This window comes from Bacillus sp. FSL R5-0443 (assembly GCF_038608285.1).
Classification (GTDB): Bacteria; Bacillota; Bacilli; order Bacillales; family Bacillaceae; genus Bacillus; species Bacillus velezensis.
Genome location: NZ_CP152013.1, coordinates 840984 through 867239, shown reverse-complemented (window position 1 = coordinate 867239; position 26256 = coordinate 840984). Strand labels below are relative to the sequence as shown.

General features: G+C 48.2%; 28 protein-coding genes. 10 read left to right on the top strand and 18 right to left on the bottom strand.

The features are described from left to right. Positions 1-48 precede the first annotated feature (48 nt). Complete coding sequence (locus tag NYE28_RS04400; RefSeq protein WP_122503796.1) at positions 49-273, top strand: hypothetical protein; 225 nt, start codon at positions 49-51, stop codon at positions 271-273. A 6-nt stretch (positions 274-279) separates the two neighbouring features. Here NYE28_RS04400 and mutY read toward each other — a convergent pair whose 3' ends face one another. Continuing rightward, positions 280-1377 carry an A/G-specific adenine glycosylase gene (mutY, locus tag NYE28_RS04395; protein ID WP_043020691.1) on the bottom strand — a complete coding sequence of 366 codons (1098 nt, stop codon included), beginning with the start codon at positions 1375-1377 and terminating at the stop codon, positions 280-282. A gap of 225 nt (positions 1378-1602) precedes the next feature. Here mutY and NYE28_RS04390 point away from each other — a divergent pair, with 225 nt between their 5' ends. Continuing rightward, positions 1603-2586 (top strand): metal-dependent hydrolase, encoded by a 984-nt coding sequence (locus NYE28_RS04390; protein WP_003155481.1) that lies wholly within the window; start codon positions 1603-1605, stop codon positions 2584-2586. Here NYE28_RS04390 and NYE28_RS04385 read toward each other — a convergent pair. From NYE28_RS04385 to NYE28_RS04360, 6 genes are all read right to left on the bottom strand, one after another. Further along, positions 2583-5168 (bottom strand): YfhO family protein, encoded by a 2586-nt coding sequence (locus NYE28_RS04385; protein WP_136396220.1) that lies wholly within the window; start codon positions 5166-5168, stop codon positions 2583-2585. The two genes, NYE28_RS04390 and NYE28_RS04385, sit on opposite strands and share 4 nt — an antisense overlap. Positions 5169-5204: 36 nt before the next feature. Then, entirely contained in the window at positions 5205-6185 is a 981-nt protein-coding gene (locus NYE28_RS04380; protein WP_003155484.1) for a glycosyltransferase family 2 protein, read from the bottom strand. Positions 6186-6395: 210 nt separating this feature from the next. Then, positions 6396-7256 carry an alpha/beta hydrolase gene (locus tag NYE28_RS04375; protein ID WP_043020689.1) on the bottom strand — a complete coding sequence of 287 codons (861 nt, stop codon included), beginning with the start codon at positions 7254-7256 and terminating at the stop codon, positions 6396-6398. Beyond that, on the bottom strand, positions 7249-7584 hold the full coding sequence (locus NYE28_RS04370; protein ID WP_043020688.1) for an SdpI family protein: 336 nt from the start codon (positions 7582-7584) through the stop codon (positions 7249-7251). The genes NYE28_RS04375 and NYE28_RS04370 overlap by 8 nt, the downstream gene beginning before the upstream one ends. Positions 7585-7669: 85 nt before the next feature. Next, positions 7670-8197, bottom strand: coding sequence for an SH3 domain-containing protein (locus NYE28_RS04365; protein WP_015417063.1), 528 nt, complete (start codon positions 8195-8197; stop codon positions 7670-7672). A gap of 132 nt (positions 8198-8329) precedes the next feature. Further along, on the bottom strand, positions 8330-8599 hold the full coding sequence (locus NYE28_RS04360) for a YfhJ family protein (RefSeq protein WP_003155492.1): 270 nt from the start codon (positions 8597-8599) through the stop codon (positions 8330-8332). Between the two features lie 123 nt (positions 8600-8722). Here NYE28_RS04360 and NYE28_RS04355 point away from each other — a divergent pair, with 123 nt between their 5' ends. From NYE28_RS04355 to NYE28_RS04345, 3 genes are all read left to right on the top strand, one after another. Then, positions 8723-8875, top strand: a complete 153-nt coding sequence (locus NYE28_RS04355) for a small, acid-soluble spore protein K (protein ID WP_003155495.1) — start codon at positions 8723-8725, stop codon at positions 8873-8875. A 147-nt stretch (positions 8876-9022) separates the two neighbouring features. Continuing rightward, positions 9023-9934, top strand: a complete 912-nt coding sequence (locus NYE28_RS04350; RefSeq protein ID WP_160222922.1) for a serine protease — start codon at positions 9023-9025, stop codon at positions 9932-9934. Beyond that, complete coding sequence (locus NYE28_RS04345) at positions 9897-10286, top strand: DUF2606 family protein (RefSeq protein ID WP_043020687.1); 390 nt, start codon at positions 9897-9899, stop codon at positions 10284-10286. The genes NYE28_RS04350 and NYE28_RS04345 overlap by 38 nt, the downstream gene beginning before the upstream one ends. A gap of 39 nt (positions 10287-10325) precedes the next feature. On the opposite strand, the gene NYE28_RS04340 is transcribed toward NYE28_RS04345, so the two are convergent. The 3 genes from NYE28_RS04340 to recX all read right to left on the bottom strand — a co-directional run bounded on the left by NYE28_RS04340 (position 10326) and on the right by recX (position 12775). Further along, positions 10326-11519, bottom strand: coding sequence for an MFS transporter (locus NYE28_RS04340; RefSeq protein ID WP_160223385.1), 1194 nt, complete (start codon positions 11517-11519; stop codon positions 10326-10328). Positions 11520-11662: 143 nt separating this feature from the next. Then, the gene (locus NYE28_RS04335) at positions 11663-11977 is read right to left on the bottom strand and encodes a YfhH family protein (protein WP_007408553.1); all 315 of its coding nucleotides are present in this window, start codon (positions 11975-11977) and stop codon (positions 11663-11665) included. Between the two features lie 6 nt (positions 11978-11983). Then, positions 11984-12775 carry a recombination regulator RecX gene (recX, locus tag NYE28_RS04330; RefSeq protein ID WP_342490313.1) on the bottom strand — a complete coding sequence of 264 codons (792 nt, stop codon included), beginning with the start codon at positions 12773-12775 and terminating at the stop codon, positions 11984-11986. 91 nt (positions 12776-12866) lie between these two features. Here recX and NYE28_RS04325 point away from each other — a divergent pair, with 91 nt between their 5' ends. The 3 genes from NYE28_RS04325 (at position 12867) to NYE28_RS04315 (ending at position 14196) form a co-directional block, all read left to right on the top strand. Next, a complete protein-coding gene (locus NYE28_RS04325) occupies positions 12867-13766 on the top strand; it encodes a TIGR01777 family oxidoreductase (protein WP_025284445.1) in 900 nt (299 codons plus the stop codon). 57 nt (positions 13767-13823) lie between these two features. Next, positions 13824-13934 (top strand): YfhE family protein, encoded by a 111-nt coding sequence (locus tag NYE28_RS04320; protein WP_003155504.1) that lies wholly within the window; start codon positions 13824-13826, stop codon positions 13932-13934. A gap of 70 nt (positions 13935-14004) precedes the next feature. After that, positions 14005-14196: a YfhD family protein gene (locus tag NYE28_RS04315; protein ID WP_003155508.1), complete on the top strand. Its 192-nt coding sequence runs from the start codon at positions 14005-14007 to the stop codon at positions 14194-14196. A 40-nt stretch (positions 14197-14236) separates the two neighbouring features. On the opposite strand, the gene NYE28_RS04310 is transcribed toward NYE28_RS04315, so the two are convergent. The 3 genes from NYE28_RS04310 to mprF all read right to left on the bottom strand — a co-directional run bounded on the left by NYE28_RS04310 (position 14237) and on the right by mprF (position 18447). Further along, positions 14237-14821 (bottom strand): nitroreductase, encoded by a 585-nt coding sequence (locus NYE28_RS04310; protein ID WP_007408549.1) that lies wholly within the window; start codon positions 14819-14821, stop codon positions 14237-14239. A gap of 76 nt (positions 14822-14897) precedes the next feature. Further along, entirely contained in the window at positions 14898-15782 is an 885-nt protein-coding gene (locus tag NYE28_RS04305; protein ID WP_025284444.1) for a PhzF family phenazine biosynthesis isomerase, read from the bottom strand. Positions 15783-15876: 94 nt separating this feature from the next. Further along, the gene (gene mprF / locus NYE28_RS04300; protein WP_012117111.1) at positions 15877-18447 is read right to left on the bottom strand and encodes a bifunctional lysylphosphatidylglycerol flippase/synthetase MprF; all 2571 of its coding nucleotides are present in this window, start codon (positions 18445-18447) and stop codon (positions 15877-15879) included. A 168-nt stretch (positions 18448-18615) separates the two neighbouring features. Here mprF and NYE28_RS04295 point away from each other — a divergent pair, with 168 nt between their 5' ends. Both NYE28_RS04295 and NYE28_RS04290 read left to right on the top strand, forming a co-directional pair. Then, entirely contained in the window at positions 18616-19098 is a 483-nt protein-coding gene (locus NYE28_RS04295) for a MarR family transcriptional regulator (RefSeq protein WP_160222921.1), read from the top strand. 108 nt (positions 19099-19206) lie between these two features. Next, positions 19207-20799, top strand: coding sequence for an MFS transporter (locus NYE28_RS04290; protein WP_160222920.1), 1593 nt, complete (start codon positions 19207-19209; stop codon positions 20797-20799). Here the strand turns inward: NYE28_RS04290 and bstA are convergent. From bstA to NYE28_RS04265, 5 genes are all read right to left on the bottom strand, one after another. Then, positions 20759-21301 carry a bacillithiol transferase BstA gene (bstA, locus tag NYE28_RS04285; protein ID WP_025284442.1) on the bottom strand — a complete coding sequence of 181 codons (543 nt, stop codon included), beginning with the start codon at positions 21299-21301 and terminating at the stop codon, positions 20759-20761. The two genes, NYE28_RS04290 and bstA, sit on opposite strands and share 41 nt — an antisense overlap. 25 nt (positions 21302-21326) lie before the next feature. After that, positions 21327-21599, bottom strand: coding sequence for a ribonuclease inhibitor Barstar (locus NYE28_RS04280; protein WP_007408543.1), 273 nt, complete (start codon positions 21597-21599; stop codon positions 21327-21329). Positions 21600-21621: 22 nt separating this feature from the next. Then, the gene (locus tag NYE28_RS04275; protein WP_043020686.1) at positions 21622-24033 is read right to left on the bottom strand and encodes a PEP/pyruvate-binding domain-containing protein; all 2412 of its coding nucleotides are present in this window, start codon (positions 24031-24033) and stop codon (positions 21622-21624) included. 322 nt (positions 24034-24355) lie between these two features. Continuing rightward, positions 24356-25444, bottom strand: a complete 1089-nt coding sequence (locus NYE28_RS04270) for an acyltransferase family protein (RefSeq protein ID WP_015239419.1) — start codon at positions 25442-25444, stop codon at positions 24356-24358. Further along, positions 25435-26037 (bottom strand): NAD(P)H-dependent oxidoreductase, encoded by a 603-nt coding sequence (locus NYE28_RS04265; RefSeq protein WP_012117105.1) that lies wholly within the window; start codon positions 26035-26037, stop codon positions 25435-25437. The genes NYE28_RS04270 and NYE28_RS04265 overlap by 10 nt, the downstream gene beginning before the upstream one ends. Between the last annotated feature and the right edge of the window lie 219 nt (positions 26038-26256).

The window sequence follows — 26256 nt, the reverse complement described above, 5'->3', positions numbered from 1 at the left end:
TCATTCAACAAACAATAAAAGCAATATGTGTTGAAAGGGGTCTTTTATATGTATGTCGGACGTGATATGGGCGAATTGGCCATGATGCCCAAAAAAGATTGGAGAGATTCAGAGCTCGCCTATTTCCATCATGCCTTCCAGCAAATTATGCCGTATTTAAACGAAGAAGGCCAGTCCAAATACCGGGAACTGATTCAGGAAATCGAAGCCCGCGGCGGACTGAAACGGAATGAAGCGGATTACGGCCGCGGCACTCGCGTCAGCTATGACTGACGCTTTTTACAGGCGGCCGTTTTCTTCCGCCATTTTCCATATCTTTTGATGGGAAACGGGAAATGCGTATTCCTCGAGCTCCTCTTTTGTGACCCGTATGAATTCCGTTGTATCCGACACTTGTTTTACTTTACCGAAAAAGACCGAAATATTCCAGACGAGATGGGTGAAAACATGTTCTACGATGCCTTCCAGCTCCCCGATTTCAGCGGTTGTTCCCATCTCTTTTTCTAAATAGGCTTCAAGCTGCTCTCTTTCGGTTTTGATTCCTTTCTGGGTTTCGGTATTCGGAAACTCCCACAAGTTGGCGAGCAAGCCTTTTGGCGGCCGTTTATGAATATAGACATCGCCTTGATCGTCTGTCAGCACAACGGCTGCCATTGTTTTTATTCCGGGCTTTTTCTTTTTGCTTTTAACGGGCAGCTCCCGCTCTGTCCCTTCCGCAAATGCCGAACAGTGCTTTTGTACGGGGCAAAGCAGGCAGGACGGCGATTTCGGGGTGCAGATGATCGCGCCGAGCTCCATTAAACCCTGATTGAATTCAGATGGTTTTTCATGAGAAATGAAAGCGGATACCGCCTGTTCGAAAATGGTTCTGGTTTTAGGTTTTGCGATATCGTCCCATATGGAAAGAATTCTCGACATGACACGCATCACATTGCCGTCTACGGCGGGAATCGGTTTGTTGTATGCGATGCTGAGCACGGCGCCTTTTGTATAAGGGCCGACGCCTTTCAGTCCGCCAAATTCCTTTTCCTCGGCAGGGACGACTCCCCCGTACCGCTCATGCACTTCTTTTACGGCGCTTTGCAGATTTCTTACACGGGAGTAATAACCTAGCCCTTCCCAGGCTTTGAGCACTTTTTCCTCATCGGCTTCAGCGAGCGCCGAAACGGTCGGAAATTGCTCAACAAACCGCCGGAAATAAGGGATAACGGTTTCTACGCGCGTCTGCTGCAGCATCACCTCTGATACCCACACCCGATATGGGTCCTGATTTTCTCTCCACGGCAGAATTCTCTGTTCTCTTTCGAACCATGTAATTAAGTCCTCGCGAAATTTGTCTATATCTTTTTGTTTCATTTTTTCTTCAAGTGCGTTCATATCTTCTCCTCAGATGTTTCGGGTTCCGCTTTTCTTGACACCGTATTTTGGTGTAAACTTAGGGCACGTTACGATAATATGTTACATTAAATAGTGATAAAGAAAAAGCGGAAACATATGAGAACGGCGGATAAACGCCATGATTGGGCAAACAGAAAATGGGGAATATCTTATAATGCGAAATATGCGGGCGACTGATTGTTAACGCCTGCTAGGAGGTCAACAATGGATACTGGCACTCACGTTGTCATGGGTATCGCGCTTGGCGGAATCGCAACTCTTGATCCTGCCGTCGGCATGCACACCCCCATGTCTCAGGCAGTTATGATCGCCGCTCTTGCCGGCTCTCAGGCACCTGATATTGATACCATATTGAAGCTGAAAAATAATGCCGTTTATATTCGAAATCATAGAGGGTTCACGCACTCCATTCCCGCCGTTTTATTTTGGTCCGTTCTGATTCCGGGTATTTTGTTTATGTTTTATCCGGAAGCGAACTTTTTGCACCTGTGGCTGTGGACGCTTCTCGCTGTCGTTTTGCATGTGTTTGTTGACATTTTTAACGCGTACGGCACGCAGGCCATCCGCCCGTTTTCGAGAAAATGGATCGCTCTCGGTTTAATCAATACCTTTGATCCGTTTATTTTCGTCAGCCATTTGGCCGCGATTGCCGTGTGGTATATCGGAGGTCATCCGGGCGTGACATTTCTGATGCTTTATATCATCCTCGCAGGATATTACGCCGTCCGGTTTTTGATGCAGCTGCGGATAAAGCGAAGGCTGCGCGAAATGATTGAAGAGGAGATTGAAACCATCATTATTTCGCCGACGATGAAATTCAGGCAGTGGCGTATCGCCGTGACGACGGCGCATGCCTTTTATGTCGGCAGAAGCCTTGACGGCCATGTCGTGATATTGGATACATTCAACCGCGTGCCCGTTCCGGAAACCGATGTGATGAAGGCCGCAAAACAGGACGAAAATATTGCAGCCTTTCTTTCATTTTCCCCCGTTTACAGGTGGGAGGTCGATACCTTTAAAGATCATTATGAGGTGCGTTTTATTGATTTACGCTACCGGAGCAAAGGCCACTATCCTTTTGTCGCCATCGTCCACCTCAGTCATGATTTAGAGCTTCTCTCTTCTTACACGGGCTGGATTTTCAGCGAGGAAAAATTGCAGAAAAAATTAAAGCTCGGCTCTGTTTAAGAGCCGGGCTTTTTTTGTCTTCTCACATATATAACCGCAAACACGAGGCTGATCACCGATAGAGCGGCCGCGGGTTTAAAAAACGGCGGGAAATACGTTAATTGAATATCGTTTTTTCCTTTTTGCGCTTTAAATCCGATAAAGGAATAATCCGCTTTTTCAATCTGCTCTTTTCTGCCGTTTATCTTCAGCTCCCAGCCTTTTTCATATGGAATCGGAAGCATGATATACGGCGCGCGGGTTTTGTTATCATACGAGATATGAAGCGTATTTCCGCGCCAGCTGAGATCGGCCCGCGGTTCTTTTTCCGCTTTTCGGTATGCGCTTTTCAGCGTATCGTACCGTTCTTCATAAAGCGCCAGTCTGTCAAGCTGATACGATCCTTTCGGCAGACGGATTTGGATGTTTTTTGTTTTCGGCACTCTCACAGTAAGATCGTTGACACCTGTTTTGTAAATGGATTGATTCGATTTTCTCGTTGTCGTGTAATCGTTCACTTTTAATGTAAAGCCCTGGTCCTTCGCTTTATTCTTCAAATAAAAGCTGACGTAATAATCGCCGCCGTCCATCTTAGCGGCTTGCGGCGTAATGATCAGGCCGCCGCCGTCTTCGTTTACCGTCAGGATGCCGTTATGATAATCGCCATGTTCGGCCGCTACCTCTGCATGGCGGATCATATTTTTCGCCTCAGGCGCTTTTTTCGTGTTGGTTGTGCTTGATTCCATGACGATCCCGTTAAGCATTGCCCGTTCCCTGGCAAGGGCGGGCGCTTTTTTCAGGCCGCCCTCGTTATATACGCGATCGGCTGTCCGTACGAACGGAAGCATATATTGATTTTGATAAACCGCATAATGGGTTGATTCCATGATTTTTTTGAACCCGTACGGCACGCCGGCCTCGTTTGTTTTTTCCGTCATATAATATTTTCCGTAAAGCAGGCTGTATAAATTAGCCCTGTTTCCTAATGTCGCATAGCGGCTGACGCTTTCTCTGCCCATGTCAATCTGGAGGTCGTGCCAATAAAAGGACAGCAGATTGCGGTTCAGTATGCTTGAGTATACGCTGAATCCGTTGAACCCGTATATGATCGGGGTGTTATTGAAAACACCGTTCATCCAATCTAAACGGGCAAACGGATCAGGGTCTTTTTCTTTCAGACGCTGAATGAGCTCCGATTGTTCTTTGCCTTTATAGTCAGCACCCGTCATAAAGGTATGCGATACCGTATAAATCTTCCCGCCTTCTGATAAAGCATATTTTTCATATGTATTAGCCGTAAGCACAGCTGTAAGCAAAATGACGGCATAGACGGCGGGCACCGCGCCTTTCAATCTTGTCTTTGCTGCAAAGAAAGCGGCTATGCTCAGCACCAGAAGAAGGATGACGGGCAGGTTGGCGTGATCAGAAATATCCAGACTGTACCGCCTCACCTGGCTCCAATAGAGCAGAACGACGAGTACGGCGGACATCAGCATACTCTTCATGCTGATGTCTGAAAGCTTAGAAAGCCCGGCTGAAACCGTTCCGGCAATCGTGAAGCACAGGACGTATTCAAACCTGTTCTGCGGAGCTGAAAAACCGTTAAAGGCACTTGCCGCGAACGGACTGAAGTGAAACAGAATATACAGCAGACTGATTCCCGCAAACAGCCGGAACAAGCGGTTTTTGTATAAAGTAAATGTAAATAGAAAAAGCAAAAAAGCCGCCGGCAGGATAATAATCCGGCTTGAAAATAAAATGTTGTCGGAAAAATCAAGCCATGCAATATGCTCTGAATACGGCGGCCGCAGATTATGAAGGTATCCGTATACGACAGGAATAAAGGAAACTGCGCTTATGCCGAACCCGAGAAGGCCCGACAGAATAAATATCCTGCATTGAGTGAGCTTTTTCGCCTCATTGCCTTCAAGGGGGATCACCCACCTGAATAAGATATAAATGCCGATGAAAATCAGATTAATATACGCAAAATAAAAGTTGTTGATCAATGTCAGCGCACAGGCGAAGATAAACCACGCCGGCTTTTTTTCCCGGATGATTTTTTCCGCGCCCAACACAAGCAACGGCAGCCACACCATACTGTCAGTGAAAAAGTCCCAATATACCTCATGCCGGAAGTAAATAATCGAGACCCCGTACAACACGGCGCCGGCAAAAGCAGGCACCGTCCGTTTGACGAAATAACGGAACACACACGCCGCCGTGAATATGATAAAACTCTGCTTGGCAATGCTGATAAAAACGGAGGCCTGCGCCCAAAACAGCGCATCAGCCTCACCCGTCAGCTGAATAAGCTGCAAAAAGCGGACAGCGGCGGAGATAAACAGGAATAGAAAAGAAGTAGAGAAATAATAGCCGAGCTGACTGTACACGCCCCCGCCCAGTCCGAACGAATAGCTATAAAACAGCCTGCCGTTCATATATTGATCAAACAGCAGCTTTTTGAAGACCGCCATTTGGGCGATCCCGTCTCCAGACCCCGTCATATAGCGGCCTGCCGACCACTCTTTTAAGAAAAAAATATGAGCGGCTGCCGCAGCCAGCACACAGGCTGCCGGCAAGATCCATTTATTTTTTTTCATACAACGTCCCCAGACCCTGCGCACAGCGGCGCCTGTTTAATGGTTCCACTTGCGCTTTTTTGTATAATTCGTTTCATTTTGTTCTCCGTACGTTATATTCGCTTCTTTAATTAAATAGTGCGGGCGTTTTTTTGTTTCATAGTAAATCCGGCCGATATATTCTCCGATGATGCCGAGACTCAAAAGCTGGATGCCCCCTAAAAACAGCACGGCGGAAATAATGGTGAAGTATCCGGGTACGGACACGCCGTGTGTCAGAATATGAACAAAGGTCGTTACAATATAAACCATCGACAGAAGCAATATCAGAATACCGGTGAAAAAGCATACCCTAAGGGGCTTGTTGTTGAAGGAGACGACACCGTCCATTCCGTAGTTGAACAGATTGCTGAATGACCATTTGGACGTGCCGTTCTTCCTTTCGACATTTTCATAAAATACGATTTTCTGGTCAAACCCGATCCAGCAGAACAGCCCTTTCGAGAAACGGTTCCCTTCACTCAGCTTCAAAAGGGCATCAACGGCCTGCCGGCTCAGCAGGCGGAAATCTCCGACCCCGTCACGCAGGTCCACTTCGACGGCTTTGTTGATAAATTTATAATACAGGGAAGAAAGCACAGAACGCACGGGGCTGTCCCCTTTTCGGTTGCGCTGCGCGATGACTTGGTCATACCCTTCTTCATAGCCTTGAATGAAGTCTTTCAGCAGATGGGTCGGATGCTGCAGATCGGCGTCCATCACGATTACCGCTTCGCCCTGCACGTGTTCAAATCCTGCCAAAATGGCCGCTTCTTTCCCGAAGTTGCGGGAAAAAGATATGTATTTGACGCGATGGTTTCTGGCGGCCAGTTCTTTAATCTGCTGAAGGGTGTCATCCGCGCTTCCGTCATTGATGTAGAAAATTTCATAGTCATAATGAATCGTCTGAAACTCTTTTTTTAAAGATTCATGGATGAGCTTGACGTTGTTCCCTTCATTGTAAGACGGAATAATAATTGAGATTAACCTTTGTTTCATGAAGGCACCTTCTTTGTATTATTCTTTTTTTAGGACTGCCTTAAAGGAATTGTCCGCAAAACTTCAGTAAGGCTTTTCCTTTTTTTAATGACGTTTAAACCCTTTTTTTGTTACAGGGAAAGAAAATTTTTTCTGCATATGGTTTATATTTTGTCATGTTTTTCGGCAGATATGAGAAAAAAAAGAAAAAGTCTGTACGCGGGACAGACTTTATTGCTGAAGGTATTCATGAATCAAATGGCTGACGATGCACGGCTTTTCGTGAATGACCCAATGTGAGGCATCATCTATGAAGATTAAGTCGCCGTTTGGAATCATCCGTTTTGTTTCCTTGGCGAGCTTTTTGCTCAGCGCTCGGTCATTGACGCCCCATATTAATCGGTACGGAACGGGCATTTTAAGCGGAACGGCAGGGCCTAAACCGCCGGCTCTGATCGCCCGGTACCAGTTCAGCATCGCCGTGAGCGCTCCTTTTCTGCCCCATGCTTCTTTGTAGCTGTCGACATCTTCCCGTGAAAAAAGCGCCGGTCGTTCGGATAAGCCGATCGCGTGATCCAATACGCGGTAATTGTCTTCAGACAATCTCCGTTCCGGCTTTTCCGGAAGCTGAAAGAACGCGATATAAGAGCTTTTCTTCCACTGCGGCGGGTAGAACGGTGTGACCTTCCGCATAACCGCCGGGTGCGGGATATTGACCGTGATCAATTTTTCAACGTATTGCGGCCGCGTGGATGCCAAATGCCAGGCCACGGCTCCTCCCCAATCGTGTCCGATGACGACGGCTTTGTCATCTGTAAAATGAGTGATCAGCCCGATAATGTCGTCTCTGAGCGTATCAATGGTATAGTTTTCAATGCCCTCCGGTTTGTCACTGAGATTATAGCCGCGCTGATCAGGCACGACAACATGGTATCCGGCATCCGCCAGCGGTTTGATCTGGCTTTTCCAGCCGTACCAGAATTCCGGAAACCCGTGCAGCAGCACCGCCAAAGGACCGTCTTTCGGACCGGCTGAAGCCGTGTGCAGCGTCACTCCGTTTGTTTCGATCATGTGAAACGTAATGTCATTCATCGATTCTCCTCCCCTTTTGTTTCAATCTTCTTTCTGTTAAGACGATGATCAGTACGCTGATCGCAATCAATAATACGGCCTGAACGATCAGGGCGAACGGCTGAGTCAGCCGGATAAGCAGGCTGCCCGCAAATCCAGCTGCCGCCGATATAAGGCCGAACAAAATCATGAGGAGCGCACTGAATCGATTGCCTTCTTTCCACTGCGACTCATCCGCCATAGAGCGCTTCGTCCGATATCCGTACAGACTGTTAATCGACTTCGGCGGAAAAAATGTGACTGAAATGCCGGCCGCAGCCATCAGAAGGCCGCCGATTACCATTATCATATCCGTCACTCTCCTTTTCATCTTTTACGAAAGGAAAGACGGAAGGTTTCAGAAAAAAAGCAGGCTCATTCGCCTGCCTGAATCTTTATTTTTGAGTTAAGTCGGCCGTTTTCACATAACCTGCTTTCCCGCCGTATGTGACGTACGCCCATTTACGGTCAAATCCTCCGTCATGGCTGAACCCCCAGCCGAGCACATTGACGGTTTCACCCGCTTTAACGGACCCTTTTTTGCCGGTTTCCAAAGTCGGCGTATAAAAAGCGGTTTGTTTCGCCGTCACCGCCTTCACCGGCTGCTTCATCAGAAAATGTGTGGAGATATAGGCTTTGTGCCCTTTGTAGTCAATCTCAGCCCAATCTGCTCCTTGAAGCCGTTTAACCTTTACGGAATCCTCTGAACGAAGCGTGCCGATAATCGACCCTTGTTTATTTGGTTCTTTGCGGACGTTAAGTTCTCCTGCTTTCACGATATATGTATCTGCTGCGGTGTCTATTTTTGTCTGGTGAACTGCTGCGGCATTCGCTGCCGGATCGAAAAAAACGGTGCCTGCGGCTAAAAATAAGCAAAGTCCTGCGGCCGGAATAAATGCGGTTAACCCCTTTTTCATGTTCATTGTGGTTCCTCCCCGCTATTTTATAAGTTATTACACATTTCCACATTCCGCCGGTCGCCAAACATGATTTTTCTATTTCTTTTATAAAAAGTAAAAACCGCCGGACTTGTATCCGGCGGGCGAACTGCTATGTTAATGCAGGAGACCCCTGCTTTGATCCAAATAATGAGAAACGTCTTCCCGAACGCTCTGGAACATATGGAGCTTGCTGCCGTATGATTCGATCCATTCCTTGACGACGCGTTCCGTCATTTGCTCTCCTTGATACGGGCGGCCGGCTTTTGCGTAAGTTGCTTCGAAATCTCCCCATAAAAGCTCAACCCAAGTTCGCGCTTGCAAATAGCTGAGCATGTCATTTTTCTCAAGCAGCAAATTCGTCAGTTTGTCGATATATGTATTCATGTCTCTGTCTCCTTTCCTTGGGAAAACCTGCTGCTTTTACGCAGCTTGTCACAGGCATATACTAACTTTACGTCTTCAGTCCAGAAGGCGCAACCTTTTGATATTGGCCGAGGGGGAAAACAAATGGTCCGGAACAAGGCAAAAGGATTTCCTAATCAGAACAATAATAAGTTTGAAGGCGAACCGCGGGCAAAGGATGACTACGCTTCTAAACGGGCGGACGGTTCAATTAATTCGCACCCGCAAGAACGCATGAGAGCTTCAGGCAGGCGATAACACACACACCGTAAGAGACCGGGAATGACCCGGTCTTTTTTTTTGCGGAAAAAAACATCCTTTTGCGGTCATAACGCTAAATAAATTCCATAATATGTTAAATGTTAAAACGAAAGCCGGTAGACAAAAAAGGAGGGGTTTTATAAAATGAAGACAGTTTCAAAACGATTTCTGAGCCTTACCGCATTCTTACTGTCAGTTTCATTATTTGCTGTTTCAGCTGAAGCAGCGGGCAGCCCGCAGACATCTGTATCAAACAGCGGTGAGGAGTTTGACGCACATCAGAATCAGCCTGTACAAACAACACAGACATCCCCCGCTTATGAAGGAACGGGCCTCACCAAAAGACAGCTTGCACAAAACAGCAAAGCTGACATCAAGTCATTAAAGCCTTCCAGTATTATTGGGACAGACGAACGAATCAGAATTTCTCCTACAACATCATTTCCATATCGAGCGACAGCACAGCTGACCGTTACATACAGCGGCAGCACAAGCACCTACGGATGCACCGGTTTTTTTGTCAATGCCGACACGATCGTTACGGCGGGACATTGCGTGTATGACCAGAAAAACGGCTGGGCATCGAAAATTACGGCAGCTCCCGGCCGCAACGGATCATCGTACCCGTACGGCTCTTATTCAGGCAAGACATTCTACAGTGTCAAAGGGTGGACAGAAAACGGTGACACAAACTACGACTACGGCGCAATCAAAGTAAACGGGTCGCCCGGGAATACCGTCGGCTGGTACGGCTACCGGACGACCAACAGTTCCAGTCCGGCCGGGCTTTCCTCAACCGTGACAGGATATCCGTGCGACAAAGTGTCCGGTTCCATGTGGTCGGACAGCAAGCCGATTCGTTCTGCCGAGACATATAAACTCACTTACACGACAGATACGTTCGGCTGCCAGAGCGGATCGCCCGTTTACCGCAATTACAGCGACACCGGCCAGACCGCCATTGCCATTCATACAAACGGCGGGTCGTCTTACAATCTGGGAACAAGGGTGACAAACAGTGTATTCGACAACATTCAATATTGGTCAAATCAATAAAGCTTTTGTTTTCTTTCTCGCGGCGGCCGTTTTATGCGGATGCGGCAAAGCGGACGATTCCGCCGCCAAAAAAGCATTGCCCGTTACGCTCCATGTTGAGGATGCAGACGGTTCACCGGCGGCCGGTGTGACGGTCACCGTGATGAAAGCGGCGGAGTCAGATCATCAGCCGAATATAGACCGCGGAGAGATAATAGGCAAGACTGATCACCACGGCGAGATTGCATGGAAAAGCGGCGCGAAAGGAACCTATGCCGTCGTTTTTGAAAAAGACGGAGTACCGGAAACCCGGAATATGTCCTTAGCTGAGAGTGATAAACATACGGTGATCAGCATTACATTGAAGCACTGAAAAAAGCTTGCAGGCGGAATATCCCCTGCAAGCTTTTTGTTATCCTTTATGCACTTGGTATTCATAGACATCTTTCTTCTCAGACAGATGAGCGAACGTGGAAAGCACAAGGCCGAGAGCCGTCATCAGCGCACCGCCGGCAAACAGCCATGAGTAAGATCCCGTTCCCCCGAGAATCAATCCGCCGATCCAGGCGCCGAGCGCGTTTGCCAGGTTAAAGGCGGAAACGCTCACCGCAGCGGCGATTGTCGTGCCGTTTTCTGAGGAAGAAATAACCTTGGTCTGCAAAAGCGGCGGCGTGCCGAACGCACATGCGCCGAACAAAAATGTCGCTGAAACGGCGGCGGCGGGAAAAACGGCGATATAAGGGAAAATCGCCAAGACGCCGATCAAGCCGATCATCACACCGATCATCATGCGTGTCAGCAGTTTGAGCGGCACTTTCCCCGCGAAGAAATTCCCCGCCACTCCGCCGAGACCGTAGGCAAATAATGCGCCTGTGATGCCGACTGTGCCGAACCCCGCTGAATCTCTTAAAATCGGCTCAATAAACGTGTAAGCGATAAATACGCCTGAGTAGCCGAGAATGGTGATCGCAAAGGAAAAAATCACTTGCTTATGCTTAAAGACACTCCATTCATTCATCAGCATCGGAATCACTTTCGGTTTCCGGTTCGGTACGACCAGCATCAGTCCGATCAGCCCGATCATGCCTAAAACGGAAATAATGAAAAAGACGGCCCGCCAGTTAAGGGCATCCCCTAAATAAGAGCCGAACGGGACACCGAGCATCAGCGCCACGGTTAATCCGCCGTTCATGGAAGCCGCGGCGGCGGAACGTTTTTCAGGCGGCACCATTTCACTCGCAAACACCATGGCGATCGCAAAAAAAGCTCCGTGGATGGATGCGGATAAAATTCTGGAAATCGCCAGCACGGCGAAGTTTGGCGCAAAGACGCTCATCAGGTTGGCAAGGACGAAGATGCCCATCAACCCTAGCAGCACCGGCTTTCTCGGCAGCTTAACCGCAATAATGGTTACGATCGGGCCCGTCAGGCAGACGCTTGCCGCGTACGCCGTAACAAGCATGCCCGCTGAAGATACATGTATATGAAAGTCATCGGCAATCGACGTCAGAATACCCATGACAGCATATTCCGTATACCCGATGGAAAATGTGCAAATCATTAAAACAAAAATCATTAATTTCACTGATGGCTGTTTCATTTTGATATTCAACGCAAATCGCCTCCTTTTTATAAAAAAACAACGAATTCCATCTTAAAAGATATCAAAAATGAATTCAATCATTTTTTACTGAAAGGTTGAAACGAATGTGCCTGAAAAGAAAAAGAGGCCGGAACCGGCCTCTTTTGTTATTTTTTTTCTTTTAAAACGGAAATCGGCAGTGCTTCTTCCCCGTCAGACGGGGAAGATCTGTGTCCCCAGGCGAATACGCCGTTGATGTAATCAATGCGGAAAGTGTCATCAGAACCTTCTATCTGATACACCCCGCCGGGCCGAAAGTCTTCCGGGTTCAGCATGTAAGCTTTGGCCATCGTAATTTTCCGTTCAAGCACGGCCAGTTCATTTACAATGCCCATCTGTTCCGCTTTTCGCGCTTTTTCCGTCAGTCCCGCAATTTCTGTCTGTAGTTCATGAGGCGTCATTTGACTGTATCGTTTGTCCATTTCAGTTTACTCCTCTTCCTGCAAGAATTGATCAATATCGTCAATCGAGAATCCTTTTCTGAATAAGTACTGTTTAACCTTCATTCCGCTTTCATAACTGCCGTCATAACGGTATTTCCTGATCGCTTTTTCCGCATGAGCCTTCAGAGCTTCCATCTCGGCTTCATCGTCATTCTCATACTCCGTTTGCTCCAGAGCGGCATTGATGACGTCGAAAGGGAAACCTTTTCGCTGAAGCTGCATCTGCGCCCGCTGTCTGATCTCTTTTGTGGACAGCTTTTTGTCTTTTTTCAGGATTTTGCCGATATGTTTCAGCGCTTCTTGTATCTGCTCATCAAATGTAAACGCACTGAGCGTCTCCTTGATGGTATCGTCGTCTATTCCTTTCGCTTTCAGCTCGCGGAACAGGACGTCAGGGCCTTTGCCGTTTGTTTTTTTGTGGGTGCTCGCATAGGCTTCGGCAAATTCTTTGTCATTTAAGTAGCTGTAATCGTACAGTTTATGGATGACTTCAGAAATGACCATGTCCGGTGTTTCTTTTTTCTTCAGATGATCCCGGACTTCTTTTTCAGAGCGCATCCGGTATGATAAAAATTCTACGGCGCGGTTAAAGGCTTTTTTCACGTCATCGCCGTACTGGATTTCAAGAATGTCAAGCTCCTCCAGTTCTTTCCCTTTTTTCAGGTCAAAACGCACAAGCACGTCGGCGTCGACGCTGAATGCATATTTCTCATCAAGAAAGATGTTGAAGCGCTCGGTATTTTTCTTTTGGGTCGATATTTTTGTAATAAAGGGCATCCCGGTCTCCTTTCCCGCCCCGATGTTCAGGCGTTTTTCTTTTTGGCAAATGAGGTACAGTATATGTATCAACGTGTAAGGAGAGATGGATATGAATATCGCGATGACAGGCGGCACTGGTTTTCTGGGCCGGCATCTGACAGGTGTGTTTACCCGCCGGGGACATCATGTCTATATTTTATCAAGAAAACAGAGAGAAACCGAACAAAAAAATGTGACATATGTTCAATGGCTGGCCGAAAACGCGGCGCCTGAGCGCGAGCTTCCCCCTATTGATGTATGGGTGAACCTCGCCGGCAAATCCATCTTTGACCGCTGGACGGACACAACGAAGGAACAAATCATCTCAAGCAGAATAGAAGCGACGAGAGAAGTCAGACGGATTATGAAGCAGCAGCCGAAAAAACCCCGGGCTTTGATTCAGGCCAGCGCCGTCGGCATTTACGGCACAAGCACAGAAAAAACGTTCACCGAACAGTCAGATACGTCAAATGAAGATTTTCTCAGTCATACGGCTCATATGTGGGAACGTGAAGGCCAGAAAATTGAAGCGCTCGGCATCCGGACGGTATATGCCAGATTCGGGGTGATGCTCGGTGAAAAAGGCGCCCTGCCGCTCATGGTTCTCCCTTATAAGCTGTTAGCCGGCGGCACCATCGGCTCTGGACGGCAGTGGCTGTCATGGGTTCATGTGGATGACGCCGCGGAACTCATCGCTTTTGCGGCGGAGCATGATGACTTGTCCGGTCCCATGAATGTAACATCGCCGAACCCCGTGGAAATGAAGCAATTCGGAAAGACGATCGCAGGCGTCCTGCACCGCCCCCATTGGATTCCCGTACCGGAACTTTTTCTGGAGAAGGCCTTGGGAGAAATGAGCCTGTTGATCGTAAAAGGCCAGCGCGCCCTGCCTAAGCAGGCGCTGACATCCGGTTTTCAATTTACGTATGAAGAACTTGATTCCGCTTTAAAGGATCTCTTATCTGCATAAAAACGGAAATAAAAGCCAATCCTATTGGTATTCTGTTTTGAAGGAGGGTCTTCTTTTATGGAAAAGAAGCGCGAAAAACATCAGCAGGGAGCCAATCTGAAAAAAATGCAGGAAGTCCTTTATTCCGGTGAATTCAAAAAAGCGGAAAGAGCAGCCAAACGGAAATAAACTGAATAAAGTCCGGAACCGGGCAGATACTATGTTTGTTTGATATCACTTTTTTCAGGGGGCGATTGATATGGGCAGAAATCATACTCACAAAAACCGTGATAAAAACAAACAAAAACTTCCTCAAGTTCCGGATGCTTTGAAACGCGAAACAGACGGCACATATGAGGAATATTCAAGCGAGCTTGCTGATTCCGCTGACCGTGAAGCGCAGGCGCGGATGAAAGCCGCTGACAACAGAGCTAAAAGCAAAACCCGCTAATACGAAATCCCCGCCTCTGTATAGAGACGGGGATTTTTTTTTACAGTTCGGTAAACAGGCTTTTTGCCGGCGTCCGTTCTTTCGCCTTAGGCTGTTCATCCGGATAGCCCGTTTGAATGATAGCTGCAAAGCGCTCATTGTCAGCAAGGCCGAAGTCTTGGTGCACCTGTTTGTCATACATAATGCGGCCGCTTTTCCAGACCATGCCGATGCCGTTTTCATGTGCGAGAAGCTGAAGGTTTTGAATCATGCCGCTCAGCGCCGCGAAATCATCGTTTCTCGTAAATTCATTTTCATCTTCTTTTAAGACGACCAGCAAAAATCCCGGAACGGCGCTGAGATTTTTTCTCATGTTCCGCTCTTTTTCCTCGTTGAAATCATCTTTTATCTTTTTGAAGAATGAGACGTAGCTGTCCGCAAGCTTTGCTTTTCCCGCTTCGCTTGCTGCGTAGATAAAACGCCATGGCTCCGTCAGTCTGTGGTTCGGTGCGTAAACGGCCGTTTCAAGCATATCTAATATGACTTCAGAAGGTACGGTTTCCGGTTTAAACGACCGGATGGATCTTCTGTTTCTGATTGTATGTGCAAGACTTTCGTTTTGCTGTAATTGTTCGGTTTTCGGCATGCCGATTCACCTTCCTATCCAAATGAAAATGATTATCATTTATAATATAACGGATACGACCGGCTTTTGTAAACCGTTACGGAAGCTGAAAATTGATTGTTTCGGCATACACGGCCGTTCCCGTCATCTTGATGTTCATCTCTCCGTTTTCCTCCGTGATCCTGATTTCCACTTTTCCGTCTTTCCCGATTTCCTGGCCTTGTTCAATCGTGAGGCATTCGGCTTCGGAGCCTCCGTATTGCCGCATATAGGCTGCCATGACGCCTGAAGCGGTTCCCGTGACGGGATCTTCGGTCGTTCCGGAGAAAGGGGAAGAAAAATGGCGTCCGTGCAGATCACTTTCCGGATGGACGGTTTCCAGAGAAAACGGATGAACGCTCGCTTTCGGAAGATCGCGCAAAATAGCGGGAAATTGTGCGTTGTCCGGCACCATATTCCGTGATGCTTTAAGTGATCTCAGCGGAACAATCAGTGTCCAGATCCCCGTTGATCCGTAAACAATCGGCAGCCCGCTGTGAAAATCCTCAGCCGTAATCCCGAGCGAGGCCGCAAGCTTTTCTTTGTCACCCGTAAACGGCAGAAATTGCGGGGGAGCCTGTTCGAGTGTGATGTATACCCGGCCGTTTCGTTCAGCGGCTTTTGCGGGAAGAATGCCGGCTTTTGTTTCAATTTGATATGTCTGATCAGCCTGAAGCCTTCCCTTTTCAATTAATGCGTAAAGAGAGGCGACGGTAGCATGTCCGCATAAATTCATTTCGTGGCCGGGTGTAAAATAGCGGATGCGCAGATCGGCTTCTCCGCTTTTACAGAGAAATGAGGTTTCATTGTACCCTGCCATTTCGGCGATCATCTGCATCTCTTCATCTGAATAATCATCTCCGTTAAAGACGATTCCCGCGGGATTTCCCAAATCCGGAATATCGGAAAACGCTTCATATTTAAACACGGTTGCCTGTTTCATTCATCAGCCTTCCTTTCACCTTATGATCATGTTATTCAGTATAACAGAGTGAAATTAGAATTTTTAGTCAATTATTCAAAAAAAAAGACGCCTTTTAACGGCGTCTTTTTTTGGTTTTTCCGATCAGGCGGGTGACGAGGATCATCGTGACGGACAGTGATCTGTTTTTGCGGTACGCCAAGTATTTCCCGCGCCACTCCGGTTTGTATTTTTCTTTAAAGGCCCGCAGCCCGCTGAAGCTGTACATATACCGGACGTTGTTGAAGATGACGGCCGCGATTCTTTCCGACCAGAAAGAAGTAAAAGCCGTTCCTACGTTTGACAAAGGCGCCATGCCCATATTGAAGGTGGTATAGCCTTTTTCCTGCGCCCAGAGAAACAGACGGATGAAAAGCGCGTCCATAATACCGTTCGGCGCGCTTTTCCGATAACGCATCAAGTCGACGGATATCTCGCCTTCCTGATACATCGGCATCAGGTTGGCAAAAGCGATGATCTCCCCTTCCGCGTCTTTCACGTAAGCAATCGGCGCCTGTTCCAAATAATCCCGGTCGAAGAAACCGAGAGAAAAACCTTTCTCTTTTTTCGGTCCGAGCCATTCGTCCGAAATGTCTTTCAGCTTGGCGATAAACTCGGAGGAAAACGGCGGTTCCCCGACATGAAATGTGTAGCCTTCGCGGTCAAATTTGTTGTTAATCGCCCGCAGCCCCGCTTTTTTCTTACCTGAGAGCGTAAAGGCCTCCATATCCACGAACGCTTCTTCTCCAAGCTTGAAGAAGTTATAGCCGAAGTCATGGTACAGCGCCAGATCTTCACGTTCGATCTGATAAAACATGACACTCAGCCCCTGCTTATGCGCTTCATTCAGAAATTCCTCAATCACAAGCGGAAAAGAGTCTCTCTGTCCTGACGGATCACCGAGCACGACAAGCCTTCTGGAAATCTGGCTGAACAATAAAAGCGCTTTGCCGTCGCTTGAGAAATAAAACCGCTTATCCCCGAGAAAGCCGAGATGGCTGAGCGCATTTCCGCCTTCTTCCGCCAAAAAGGACTTCAGCCGTTCAGGATCGGCCTCTTCTCCGATCGGCTTCGATCTTTTATGATAAAAGAACGTAAACAAAAGGAAAAACAGCGGCACAACAATAATAGCCGTCATCGTGGCATATGTAATGTGCGAATTGTTATGGACGAAATAATCGTGGCGCAGCAGCCGATTCATTTTATCCCAAATAAAGCCGGCAATGAGATTGTAGTTAAACAAGGCGATAATAAACAGAGCGGCCGCAAAAATCATCTGGCCGAGCGTATACGAAGCCTGCTCTCTGATAAACTGCCGCTTTAACAGCACAAGCAATACGATGACGACAGGCAGAATAAAGATCGCGCTGATGTTCAATCCTTTTAAGAAACTGAACACAAAACCGCCGACCAGCGCGGCAACCGCCATTGAATAAGAACGTTTCGTCCGTTTGTATAATTCAATCGGCAAGATTAAAAGAATCAAAGCCGCGCTTAACGATAACGCGTTAAACGCAAGGAGCGCCGGGCGCGGAATATGCGGGATGACCGTCTCCCTGTCAATCGGCAGGGCGACGGACGCCAGCACGACGACTCCCGCCATGAAAACCAAAAGCGACAGCGAACCGTAAAGCACCCTGATTAAGATAGCGCGCTGGAATACGAGAAGCACGTTCGTCGTTTCCACGGCAGGCGCCATCTTCGGATTTGATTCCAGCCGTTTCAGCGTATTTTCCGTTAAATCGCCAGCCGCAAAGAACAGCCCGAACACAAACGGAATAAATGAATACACAATCCGGTAGATGACGATGGATGTCACAACCGCCTCCTGCGGAAAGCCCATATTCTGCATGCCGAGCAGAAACAGAAGGTCAAACGAACCGAATCCTCCCGGCACAAGACTGATGATTCCCCCGATAGCGGCAATGGCAAATACACCGAATACATGGCGGACATCCGCGTGAATTCCCATGACATACAGGGAATAATACATGACGACAGCCGCCGCAAACCATTCGGCAAACGATGCCCCGATGTAAGAAAAAACCGGATGCCTCGGTTTTGCTTCACCGTCTTCTGCGCCAGCTTTTTTATTGTTGATCCCAGCGGCGATTAAGGCTGCCGGCACTATAAGCGCCACTCCGGCGATAACAGCCCACAGCCACGGTTTCTCACCTGTAATCTCTCCAACCGGCAGAACCCGGGCGATGGTCAGGATACTGAAGACGGACAGCCCGAGCAGCGCTGAGGACGTAAGCCAGGCGATGCCTGCGACGAGGCGTTTTACGTCATTCGTATGTTCTTTGTAAAGCATCGTCCGCAGCCCGACACCCGCCAGACCGCCGAATCCAAGGACATTGTTAAAGGAATTGGCGATAAAAGAGACCCTGAATACTTTCCAATTCGGAATGTTGAGGCGAAGCGTCCGTTTCAGCACAAAGTCATAAAAGGACATTGCGCTGACGGCAAGAAGGCCGAGCAGAACGAGAATAAATAAATCGTAACGCTCAATCCCGTTAATAATGTACAGCGTTCGTTTAAAAGAAAGGTCTGTCAATTCCTTTTTGGACTGATAAATGACTAAAAGCAAAACTGCAATAGGAAATAATACTTTTAATATCGATAAGGCATTCTTTTTAGTCAGCAATGTTCTCTCCAATCATCATAAAATAGCTTATTTATTATAATTCCCCCAATAATCTCCAACATATTATACACTACCACCTCACATTCAAACAAAACTCGTCTGCAACTTTCTTTCTCTGATTAAAATCAGTAATATGGTATGCAGGAGTATAAATGAGGAAGTGAGACGATGGATTATAATCTGCATGATACAACAGTATTAAGCGGCGATATTTTTTCTCCTGAGGAACGGGATATTTGGGTGCTGTACATGAAAGTGATGACATCGGCGGGGCTCGGCGATGTATCGGAGTGGATGAAGCTTGATATGAGCATGCCGCAAATGAAAGTGCTGATGCTTCTGAACAACCACGGGACGCTTAAGGTGAGTGACATAGCGGAGAAAATGGGCGCTTCCCTTTCAAATACGACGGGGCTGCTTGACCGTTTAGAAAAATCATGTTTCATTACACGCGCTCCGTCAGAAGAAGACCGCCGTTCAGTCGTCGTTCAATTAACGGAAAACGCGAAAGATATTTTCCGCAGCCTTTATCAAAAAGGACATGTAAAATTGAAGCGTTCATTGGAAACGCTGACCGCTGAAGAAAAACGAACGGTCAATCAAGGGCTTGCCATTTTGGCAAGAGCGCTTGATTCTTCCAAACAGGGATAGAGATGAAAAAGGCCTGCCGGTATCGGCGGCCTTTTTTTGTTTGACATTTAATTCACTTGAAGTGAATAATATATTCGAAGTGAATTAAAAACAGGAGGATTGATCAGTATGCCGGAGCCATTGCAAACAGAAAAAAACCAGAGCCGGGCCATCACTCTCTTTACGATCGGTGTGTTCATGGCGGCGCTGGACAACGGAATTATTTCCGCTGCTCTGACGACGATTAACGGCTCTTTTGATGTTTCTCCTTCATGGGGATCGTGGGGAGTGACCCTTTACACATTGGGACTCAGTGTCAGTGTGCCGATTGTCGGCAAGCTGTCGGACCGATACGGGCGGAAAAAGCTGTTTATGATTGAAGTCGGGCTGTTCGGACTCGGCTCTTTGCTTGTCGCACTCAGTCAGAGCTTCCCGATGTTTTTGGCGGCACGGCTCATTCAGGCGCTTGGCGGCGGCGGAATTTTTATTATCGGGAGTTCGCATGTGCTGGCCGTGCTTCCGAAGGAGAAACAAGGGAAAGCTCTCGGGCTTTTAGGGGCGATGAACGGTATGGCGGCCGTCCTCGGACCGAATATCGGGAGCTTTTTGCTTGATGTAACCGGATCGTGGCATTGGCTGTTCTTGATTAACCTGCCGATTGCCGCCGCTTTGGTTGTGTGCGGCGGTTTGTTTATCGCTGAAACGAAAGAGCCTGAGGCGAAACGGCTTGACCTCGCCGGCACAATGCTGCTGTCTCTTGCGATCTTATCTTGTATGATCGGTATCACGAATCTCGATGGGGCAAAGCTGTCAGAAAGCATAATGGACGTAAAGGTATACGGGTATCTTTTGGGAGCTGCACTTCTCTTTCTGGTGCTGCTTAAGGTCGAAAAGCGGGTTGAAAACCGAGGGGGTGATCCGATTCTCGCCTACTCGCTGCTGCAAAATAAAGTGTTTCAATGGACGCTCGTCATCGGATTTTTATCGGGAGGGCTGCTCGCTGCGGTCATTTTTATTCCTTCTTATGCGGAGCAATATTTGCACGTATCGGCGGAGAAAGCGGGTTATTGGATGACGCCGCTCGCGTTGGCGTCAGGCATCGGAGCGTGGCTCGGCGGGGCGATCACGGATAAAAAAGGGCCGGTCTTTTCCGCGGTTGTATCAGGCGCCATCGCATTTGCCGGCTTCAGCCTGTTTCCGTTATGGGTGACGGATAAATGGGAATTTGTCACAGCGAGTGTCATTGCGGGGATCGGTTTCGGATTTCTGCTCGGGGCTCCGCTGAATGTGCTTGTATCAGAAACGGCGGGCCAAAACAAAGGAACAGCGCTCGGCACGCTGTCACTCGTAAGGCAGGTCGGGCTGACGCTCGCTCCGGCTTTATATGCCGGCTTCATTACAGCGGGCTTTGACCGGATCGGAGATGACATCAAAAACCGTTTAGCGAAAAGCGGCATTCCCGCTGATCAGGCGCAAACGCCGGATATCGGCGGCGGACTTTCTTCGTTGCAGGAGCAAGTGAGCCGAATCCCCGTCCCCGCCGTCAAAAAAGCGGTTTCTGATGCGATTGAAGCGGGCATTGCCAGCGGCTACCACCATCTTTATACGGCAGCCGCAGTCATTTCATTATGCACGATTGTATCTGCGGCTGTTTTGGCGTTTTTCCGAAAGCCGGCATCCTCTAAGACAGATGCCAGCCCATCCGCCGGGAAAGCTCAGTAATATGGGCGATGTGATGTTCAGAGTGCCAGACATATAGTCCGAGCGCTTGTTCCAGCGTAACCGTCTCTCTAGATACAGGATGGAAGTATGTCCGTTTGAATTGGGCTTCCGTCATGGATCGCAAAAGAGCGGCCCATCTTCTGTGCAGGATCGTTAACAGCTCAAGCGCATCCCCGCAAGCGGCGGTTTTGGAATCATGAAGAGCGGCCCAGCCTTTTTCATCATAAGGGCGGATTTCCGGTTCATTCTCCGTTAAGCTCAATTTAAACCGGGTATAGCCGTTCATGTGGCTGTCCGCCAGATGGTGAACCACTTGGCGGACAGTCCATCCCCCTTCGCGGTACGGCGTATCAAGCTGACTGTCCGACATCGCTCTGACAGCTTGTTTCAGTTTGGCCGGAGCGTGTTCGAGCGTATTGATCCATTCTTGTTTCTGTCCGGCCGAAATCAATTCAGCCGGCTGATATTCTCCAATCGGATAGCTGAGGATTTGTTTTTCCATTTTTGTCTCTCTCCCGTTGATCGTATTATGAAAGTATGATGGTGATGTCGCAGCCTTCCGCTTTCGCTTCACGAAAGACCTGAAGCACACTCTCGGCGCCATTTTCAGTAAGCTGCTTGCTTTGTTCAAACTGTCTCCATTCTAAAACGAGGGGGTATTCCACCCAGCCGGTCAGACAATCCCATAAAGCGTCAAGGTTTTCACCGTAGTATTCAGGAAGAGCAAGTTCCTTTTTCAATGTCTGGTGCAGGTCGCTCATACTTCTGATTTGCTCCCCGTTAATAACTGCTTTATTCATGCGCGGCTCCTTTCCCATGTTTTTATTCTATCAGTTTACCATTTTCCTCTTCAGAAGTGACCGGAGTCTGCCGCGGTTCCAGCTGGACAATGCCTTGCCCGCCGTCAACGGCCACCCTGTCCCCCGTTTTCAGTTTTGACGTTGCATTTCCGCACCCGACAACGGCAGGAATTCCCAGTTCCCGGGCAACGATCGCCGCGTGGGACAAAGGGGCGCCGACGTCCGTTATGATAGCAGCCGCTCTTGGAAAAAGCGGGGTCCAGCCTACATTGGTTGTCGAAGTCACTAAAATTTCCCCCGCCGCAAAAGAATCCCCGTCTTCCGGAGCATCAAGGACACGGACAATGCCCTCCACTCTCCCGGCCGCTCCCGCGAAACCTTTTAAAGTATGCGCATCATCAGTTTCCGCAGGCATAAAAGCATCGTAATAATCCGCTCTTCTGTCAGGATCTTCAGCCCATTTAAACGGATTGAATCTTCCGTTAATAACGGATGGGAACGGCGGCAGTTTTTTATAGGTTTCATAGTTTTGCTTTCTCGCTTGAATCGACGCAACCGCCGGCTCTTTCCCCGCGAGCAGATCGGTTATTTCATGCAGATACAAGAAGAAAATATCGTCCTTCATGCCGGTCATTTCCGCCGCTCTGAGCGCGAATGCTCTGGCTGTCCGGTATACCCTGACAAATTCGGATCTGGTTGTTTCTCTAATATTCGCGTATTCTGACGCTTTTTCCATTTTGGCTTTGAGCCATTTGACCTTATGAGGAAACTTTTCTTCAAATCTTCGGAAGGCCTGTTCATGCGCCCGCTGCTGTTTCAAAAGCAGTTGTTCGGCATCAATACCCGACTCTTTGTGTTCTTTGATCTGCTTCGTCAGCCAATCCCGGTTTTCTCCCGGATGCGGTATGGAAAGTTCGTATTCATGCGGGCCACGGTGGCCTTGGTTCCTGAGATATTCTTCCTCGCTCATACGGCCTTTCATGACTTGATCAATGCCGATAATCGGCTCCAGGCTGGCCAGGCCGCCTTTTCCCCTCAGATTGGACAGCAGGAGATTCGCATCTTCTATCCCTGCGAGTTTTGTTAATTGAGAGGTTAACGACGAAGAGGATTGCGCAGAATCACGCCCGCCGGATATTAACGCAAACCACGCGTTGCATAAATACGGATAGATCTCATTGTTCCATATCGCTAATAATGTCCGCTCCGTTTCGGCCCGTTTCAGCTTTTCCTCAATATTCCGGCACCACTCCGGCGATTCGTCCAAGTAGGAGGACATGTTTTTTTTCGCGTGCTTCATTTTCGACAGATACGGTTTCAGTTTTTTCGAGATGATCTTCAAAAGTTCATACTTTGAGAACGGATATAAAGGAATTTTCATTTCCGCCGGGATTTCTCCCAATGTATCGCTCATCATTTTTCCTATTTTTCCGCCTTTCGGATTCAGACCGAAAGCGGCGAGAACGGAAAGAGGCTGGCTCATATTGTTATAGGCTCTTCCGCAAATATTGCCGGACCAGACATAATAACCCGGAATGATGCCCGACTCTTCATCCAGATTCCGGAGGAGCGACCATGTCAGCGGCGTCATCACATCGGGAATCGCTTCTCCTATATTTGTGTTTGTCCATAAAAAATCCCCGCTGAAAGAATCATTCCATTCATAGGTTTCCAGATTTCCGGCTTGTAAGGTCGTAATCGGGCGGGATTGAAGAATATACAATGTCCCGCCCGCGGCGGCCCATTCAATATCCTGCGGCCCTCCAAGATCTTTTTCCAGCTTTTTCGCCAGTTTATAGAGCTTTGACGCATATTTGCGAAATTCCCCGGGGCCGTCATATTTTTTCTTGGGCCGTGCCAGTTTAAAAGAATAAGCATCGGCTTCCCCGGAAACGAGCTGCTCCCCGAGACCGTAGACGTAATTGCCTGTCATCTCCCGCCTGCTCCCCGTAATCGGATCTGCGGTAAACAGCACTCCGGATATCTCAGACGGTATCATCAGCTGGATGACGATTGCGATTTCATGCTCATCTTCCATTCCCTGAACGGCGCTGTACGCTTTTACCCTTTCAGACTGTGCCGATCGGCGGACTTCATCAATCGCCCTGGACATGTCTTGATCTGTTTTGACATTCAACACCGTATCGAATTCTCCGGCAAAGGAAGCCTGAGCGGAATCCTCGCTCAGCGCGGATGATCGTACGGCAAACAACGCAGATGCATGGCGGCTGCGGATGGATTTCACATATTGATCAACAGCCTCTCTCGCCTGATGGCGCAGCTGTCCGTCCTGAAAGGCAGACGGCAAAATCACAAACCCTTCAGGCACAGGATACCCGCTTTGATACATTTTAGAGAGAATGCTTCCTTTTCCTCCCGCAAAGGAATAAAGTTCGTCCGGAAGTTCTCCGAATGTTTTGACACAGTCATTCATAATGTCCCCGCTCCTTTTTAGTCGTTCATCCAAGCTCACAGTTTTTCTCTTTTTCACTTTTTTTGAAAGTATTTCCTATAAGTATACAATATATCGGTCTTCACAAGGGAGAAAATCGATGGCGTTATGTTGTCATAAATGCATCCGTCAAAACGGCCGCAGCGTGGTCTTCAGCCTTACAGTGAAAGCGCTATTAAAATTAGAGATAGGCTGCCCGATACTGCTTGCCTGGCATTCGCTTCCGGCTTGCCGCGGGGGGTTTCGTTTGCAGGTTATGTACAACTTCCGTATCAAAAAAGGCGGCTGAAACGCCGCCTTTTTTTCAGACTGTGCGGCCTTGATGCGCCGCCGTATTTCTTTTGGTCTGCTTCGGCTGATACACTTTCCCGACAAACAGGTATCCGTATCTGAAATGGTTGCACACCCAAGATACGAAAATGGGACCGAGCGTGCAGATCAAAAATAAAAGAAGGATGGCAGCCGGCAAAGGCATTGATCGCAAATAGCCTTCCAGAAGATATCCGCTGATTAAAAAGTAGGAGTGCAGCAGATAGATTGAAAACGAATAGTTGCTGATCATCATCACAATCGCGGGCACTTTTTTGAGCTTTGAAAACAGATGAAAACACAGAAAGATCATACTGACCGCGTAAATCATAATATCCGGACGCTTAGAGGAAATGGAGCCGCCGCTGATATATGAAACGGCCACAATCAATAGTGCCGATACGGCCGCACTCAAGTAAACCGCATAACGGTACTGATTGATTAGCGATAAAAAACGCGGATATTCCTTTCCGCAATAAAATGCCAGACAGAAATAAAACACCCAGCCCGGAAACGGAACCCAAAAGAACGGAAAAATAGAATCAAGCCCCGATGATGCCGGCGGATGAAAGATGGAAAAGTAAGCCAGATAGACGGCGTTGATGATAAACGACACAGACAGCACCCACATGGGAGATTTGTTGTTCAGCCAGCGGTGCAGCAGCATATGGAGAATGTAAAATTGAAAGATCACAAGAATGAAGTAGCCGATGAAGTTTCCTAAAAACACATTTTCTAAAAATTTACCGATCACTGAAACGAAGCCGGCTCCTTCTTCCGCCACGCTTTTCATTAAAATGGCATCCACCGCGGCAATAAACAGAAACGGCACGAAAATGACTTTGCCCCTTTTCTTTAAAAAACCCGCGGGAACGCCTCCCGGGTATGACCTGGCAAGCAGAAATTCCGAAATAAAGATAAACGCCGGCGTGCTGAACATCAACAGGGTCCGAAAAGCATCAACCGTATGGGCGGCACTGGCTAAGGACTCTTCCTGAATCATCAGCACCATTGAAACTACGTGAAGCAGAACCACACTTAAACAGGACAGGCAGCGAATCACGAAAATTTCTTTTATCTGCATGCGGCCGCTCCTTTTTCACAAGCGCGCCGGACTTTAGCGTATGCTTGGCGCAGCCATTTTTCCCGCAGCTCGGGTGTGCTCGTTTTGACGACAGAAAAAAGGTTCCGCTCGGCTTTTTGAATGCCGCAAAATTGCAGAATGCCTTTTTTCAGCGTAATCCAGTCCGAGTTTTTCCGGAACCACTTTAAGTACCAGCCCGGGGAATCCGCCGTATAAAAGACCTGTGCCGTCTCTGCCCGGAGCAGTCCTTTTACGCGGCCGTTTTCATATGTGTAGGCTTCTCCGGCGACAAGCACTCTGTCAAAAAAGCCTTTCATAATCGCCGGAACGCCTCCCCACCACAGCGGGTAGATGAAAATGAGATGATCCGCTTCTTTCATCAGTTTCCGGTATTTCTTCGTTTCAGCGTCCCGGTTCATGTCAGAGCGCTTTTTTTCGCCGCCGTACTTCAGCACGGGATCAAATTGGTCGGCGTATAAGTCAATGACCGTATAGCTTTTGCCGCTGTCCTTTAAAGCCATGACGACGTATTTTACGAGAGCCGCATTGAAACTGTTCTCATCCGGGTTTGCATACACAATCACCGTCTTCATATGTCCCTCCCATTATTTCTTAATTTTTACAATGATTATATCATGTTGTCATATGAATGAGGCAAAGACATGAGAAAGGCTTTTTCCAGTTCTGCTGCCGTTTCGATAACCCCTTTCTGCATATTTTCGCTGATTTTGCCGCCGCAGATTCAATGACAAGCATCCGGCACTTCTGCGTTTTTGAGCGGCCGTATGGTATACTAGCTGTCAAATGAATGG

Coding starts and splice junctions, on each gene's coding strand:
- NYE28_RS04380 (WP_003155484.1), bottom strand. CDS start 6,185: ATGAAACAAAGGTTAATCTCAATTATTATTCCGTCTTACAATGAAGGG.
- NYE28_RS04400 (WP_122503796.1), top strand. CDS start 49: ATGTATGTCGGACGTGATATGGGCGAATTGGCCATGATGCCCAAAAAA.
- mutY (WP_043020691.1), bottom strand. CDS start 1,377: ATGAACGCACTTGAAGAAAAAATGAAACAAAAAGATATAGACAAATTT.
- NYE28_RS04375 (WP_043020689.1), bottom strand. CDS start 7,256: ATGAATGACATTACGTTTCACATGATCGAAACAAACGGAGTGACGCTG.
- bstA (WP_025284442.1), bottom strand. CDS start 21,301: ATGGAAAAACAAATCCTCAGCTATCCGATTGGAGAATATCAGCCGGCT.
- NYE28_RS04270 (WP_015239419.1), bottom strand. CDS start 25,444: ATGCAGATAAAAGAAATTTTCGTGATTCGCTGCCTGTCCTGTTTAAGT.
- NYE28_RS04360 (WP_003155492.1), bottom strand. CDS start 8,599: ATGAATACATATATCGACAAACTGACGAATTTGCTGCTTGAGAAAAAT.
- NYE28_RS04320 (WP_003155504.1), top strand. CDS start 13,824: ATGGAAAAGAAGCGCGAAAAACATCAGCAGGGAGCCAATCTGAAAAAA.
- NYE28_RS04335 (WP_007408553.1), bottom strand. CDS start 11,977: ATGGACAAACGATACAGTCAAATGACGCCTCATGAACTACAGACAGAA.
- NYE28_RS04290 (WP_160222920.1), top strand. CDS start 19,207: ATGCCGGAGCCATTGCAAACAGAAAAAAACCAGAGCCGGGCCATCACT.
- NYE28_RS04275 (WP_043020686.1), bottom strand. CDS start 24,033: ATGAATGACTGTGTCAAAACATTCGGAGAACTTCCGGACGAACTTTAT.
- NYE28_RS04355 (WP_003155495.1), top strand. CDS start 8,723: ATGGTCCGGAACAAGGCAAAAGGATTTCCTAATCAGAACAATAATAAG.
- NYE28_RS04325 (WP_025284445.1), top strand. CDS start 12,867: ATGAATATCGCGATGACAGGCGGCACTGGTTTTCTGGGCCGGCATCTG.
- NYE28_RS04310 (WP_007408549.1), bottom strand. CDS start 14,821: ATGCCGAAAACCGAACAATTACAGCAAAACGAAAGTCTTGCACATACA.
- NYE28_RS04305 (WP_025284444.1), bottom strand. CDS start 15,782: ATGAAACAGGCAACCGTGTTTAAATATGAAGCGTTTTCCGATATTCCG.
- NYE28_RS04265 (WP_012117105.1), bottom strand. CDS start 26,037: ATGAAGACGGTGATTGTGTATGCAAACCCGGATGAGAACAGTTTCAAT.
- NYE28_RS04390 (WP_003155481.1), top strand. CDS start 1,603: ATGGATACTGGCACTCACGTTGTCATGGGTATCGCGCTTGGCGGAATC.
- NYE28_RS04370 (WP_043020688.1), bottom strand. CDS start 7,584: ATGATAATGGTAATCGGCGGCCTTCTGATGGCTGCGGCCGGCATTTCA.
- NYE28_RS04385 (WP_136396220.1), bottom strand. CDS start 5,168: ATGAAAAAAAATAAATGGATCTTGCCGGCAGCCTGTGTGCTGGCTGCG.
- NYE28_RS04365 (WP_015417063.1), bottom strand. CDS start 8,197: ATGAACATGAAAAAGGGGTTAACCGCATTTATTCCGGCCGCAGGACTT.
- NYE28_RS04295 (WP_160222921.1), top strand. CDS start 18,616: ATGGATTATAATCTGCATGATACAACAGTATTAAGCGGCGATATTTTT.
- NYE28_RS04350 (WP_160222922.1), top strand. CDS start 9,023: ATGAAGACAGTTTCAAAACGATTTCTGAGCCTTACCGCATTCTTACTG.
- NYE28_RS04315 (WP_003155508.1), top strand. CDS start 14,005: ATGGGCAGAAATCATACTCACAAAAACCGTGATAAAAACAAACAAAAA.
- recX (WP_342490313.1), bottom strand. CDS start 12,775: ATGCCCTTTATTACAAAAATATCGACCCAAAAGAAAAATACCGAGCGC.
- NYE28_RS04280 (WP_007408543.1), bottom strand. CDS start 21,599: ATGAATAAAGCAGTTATTAACGGGGAGCAAATCAGAAGTATGAGCGAC.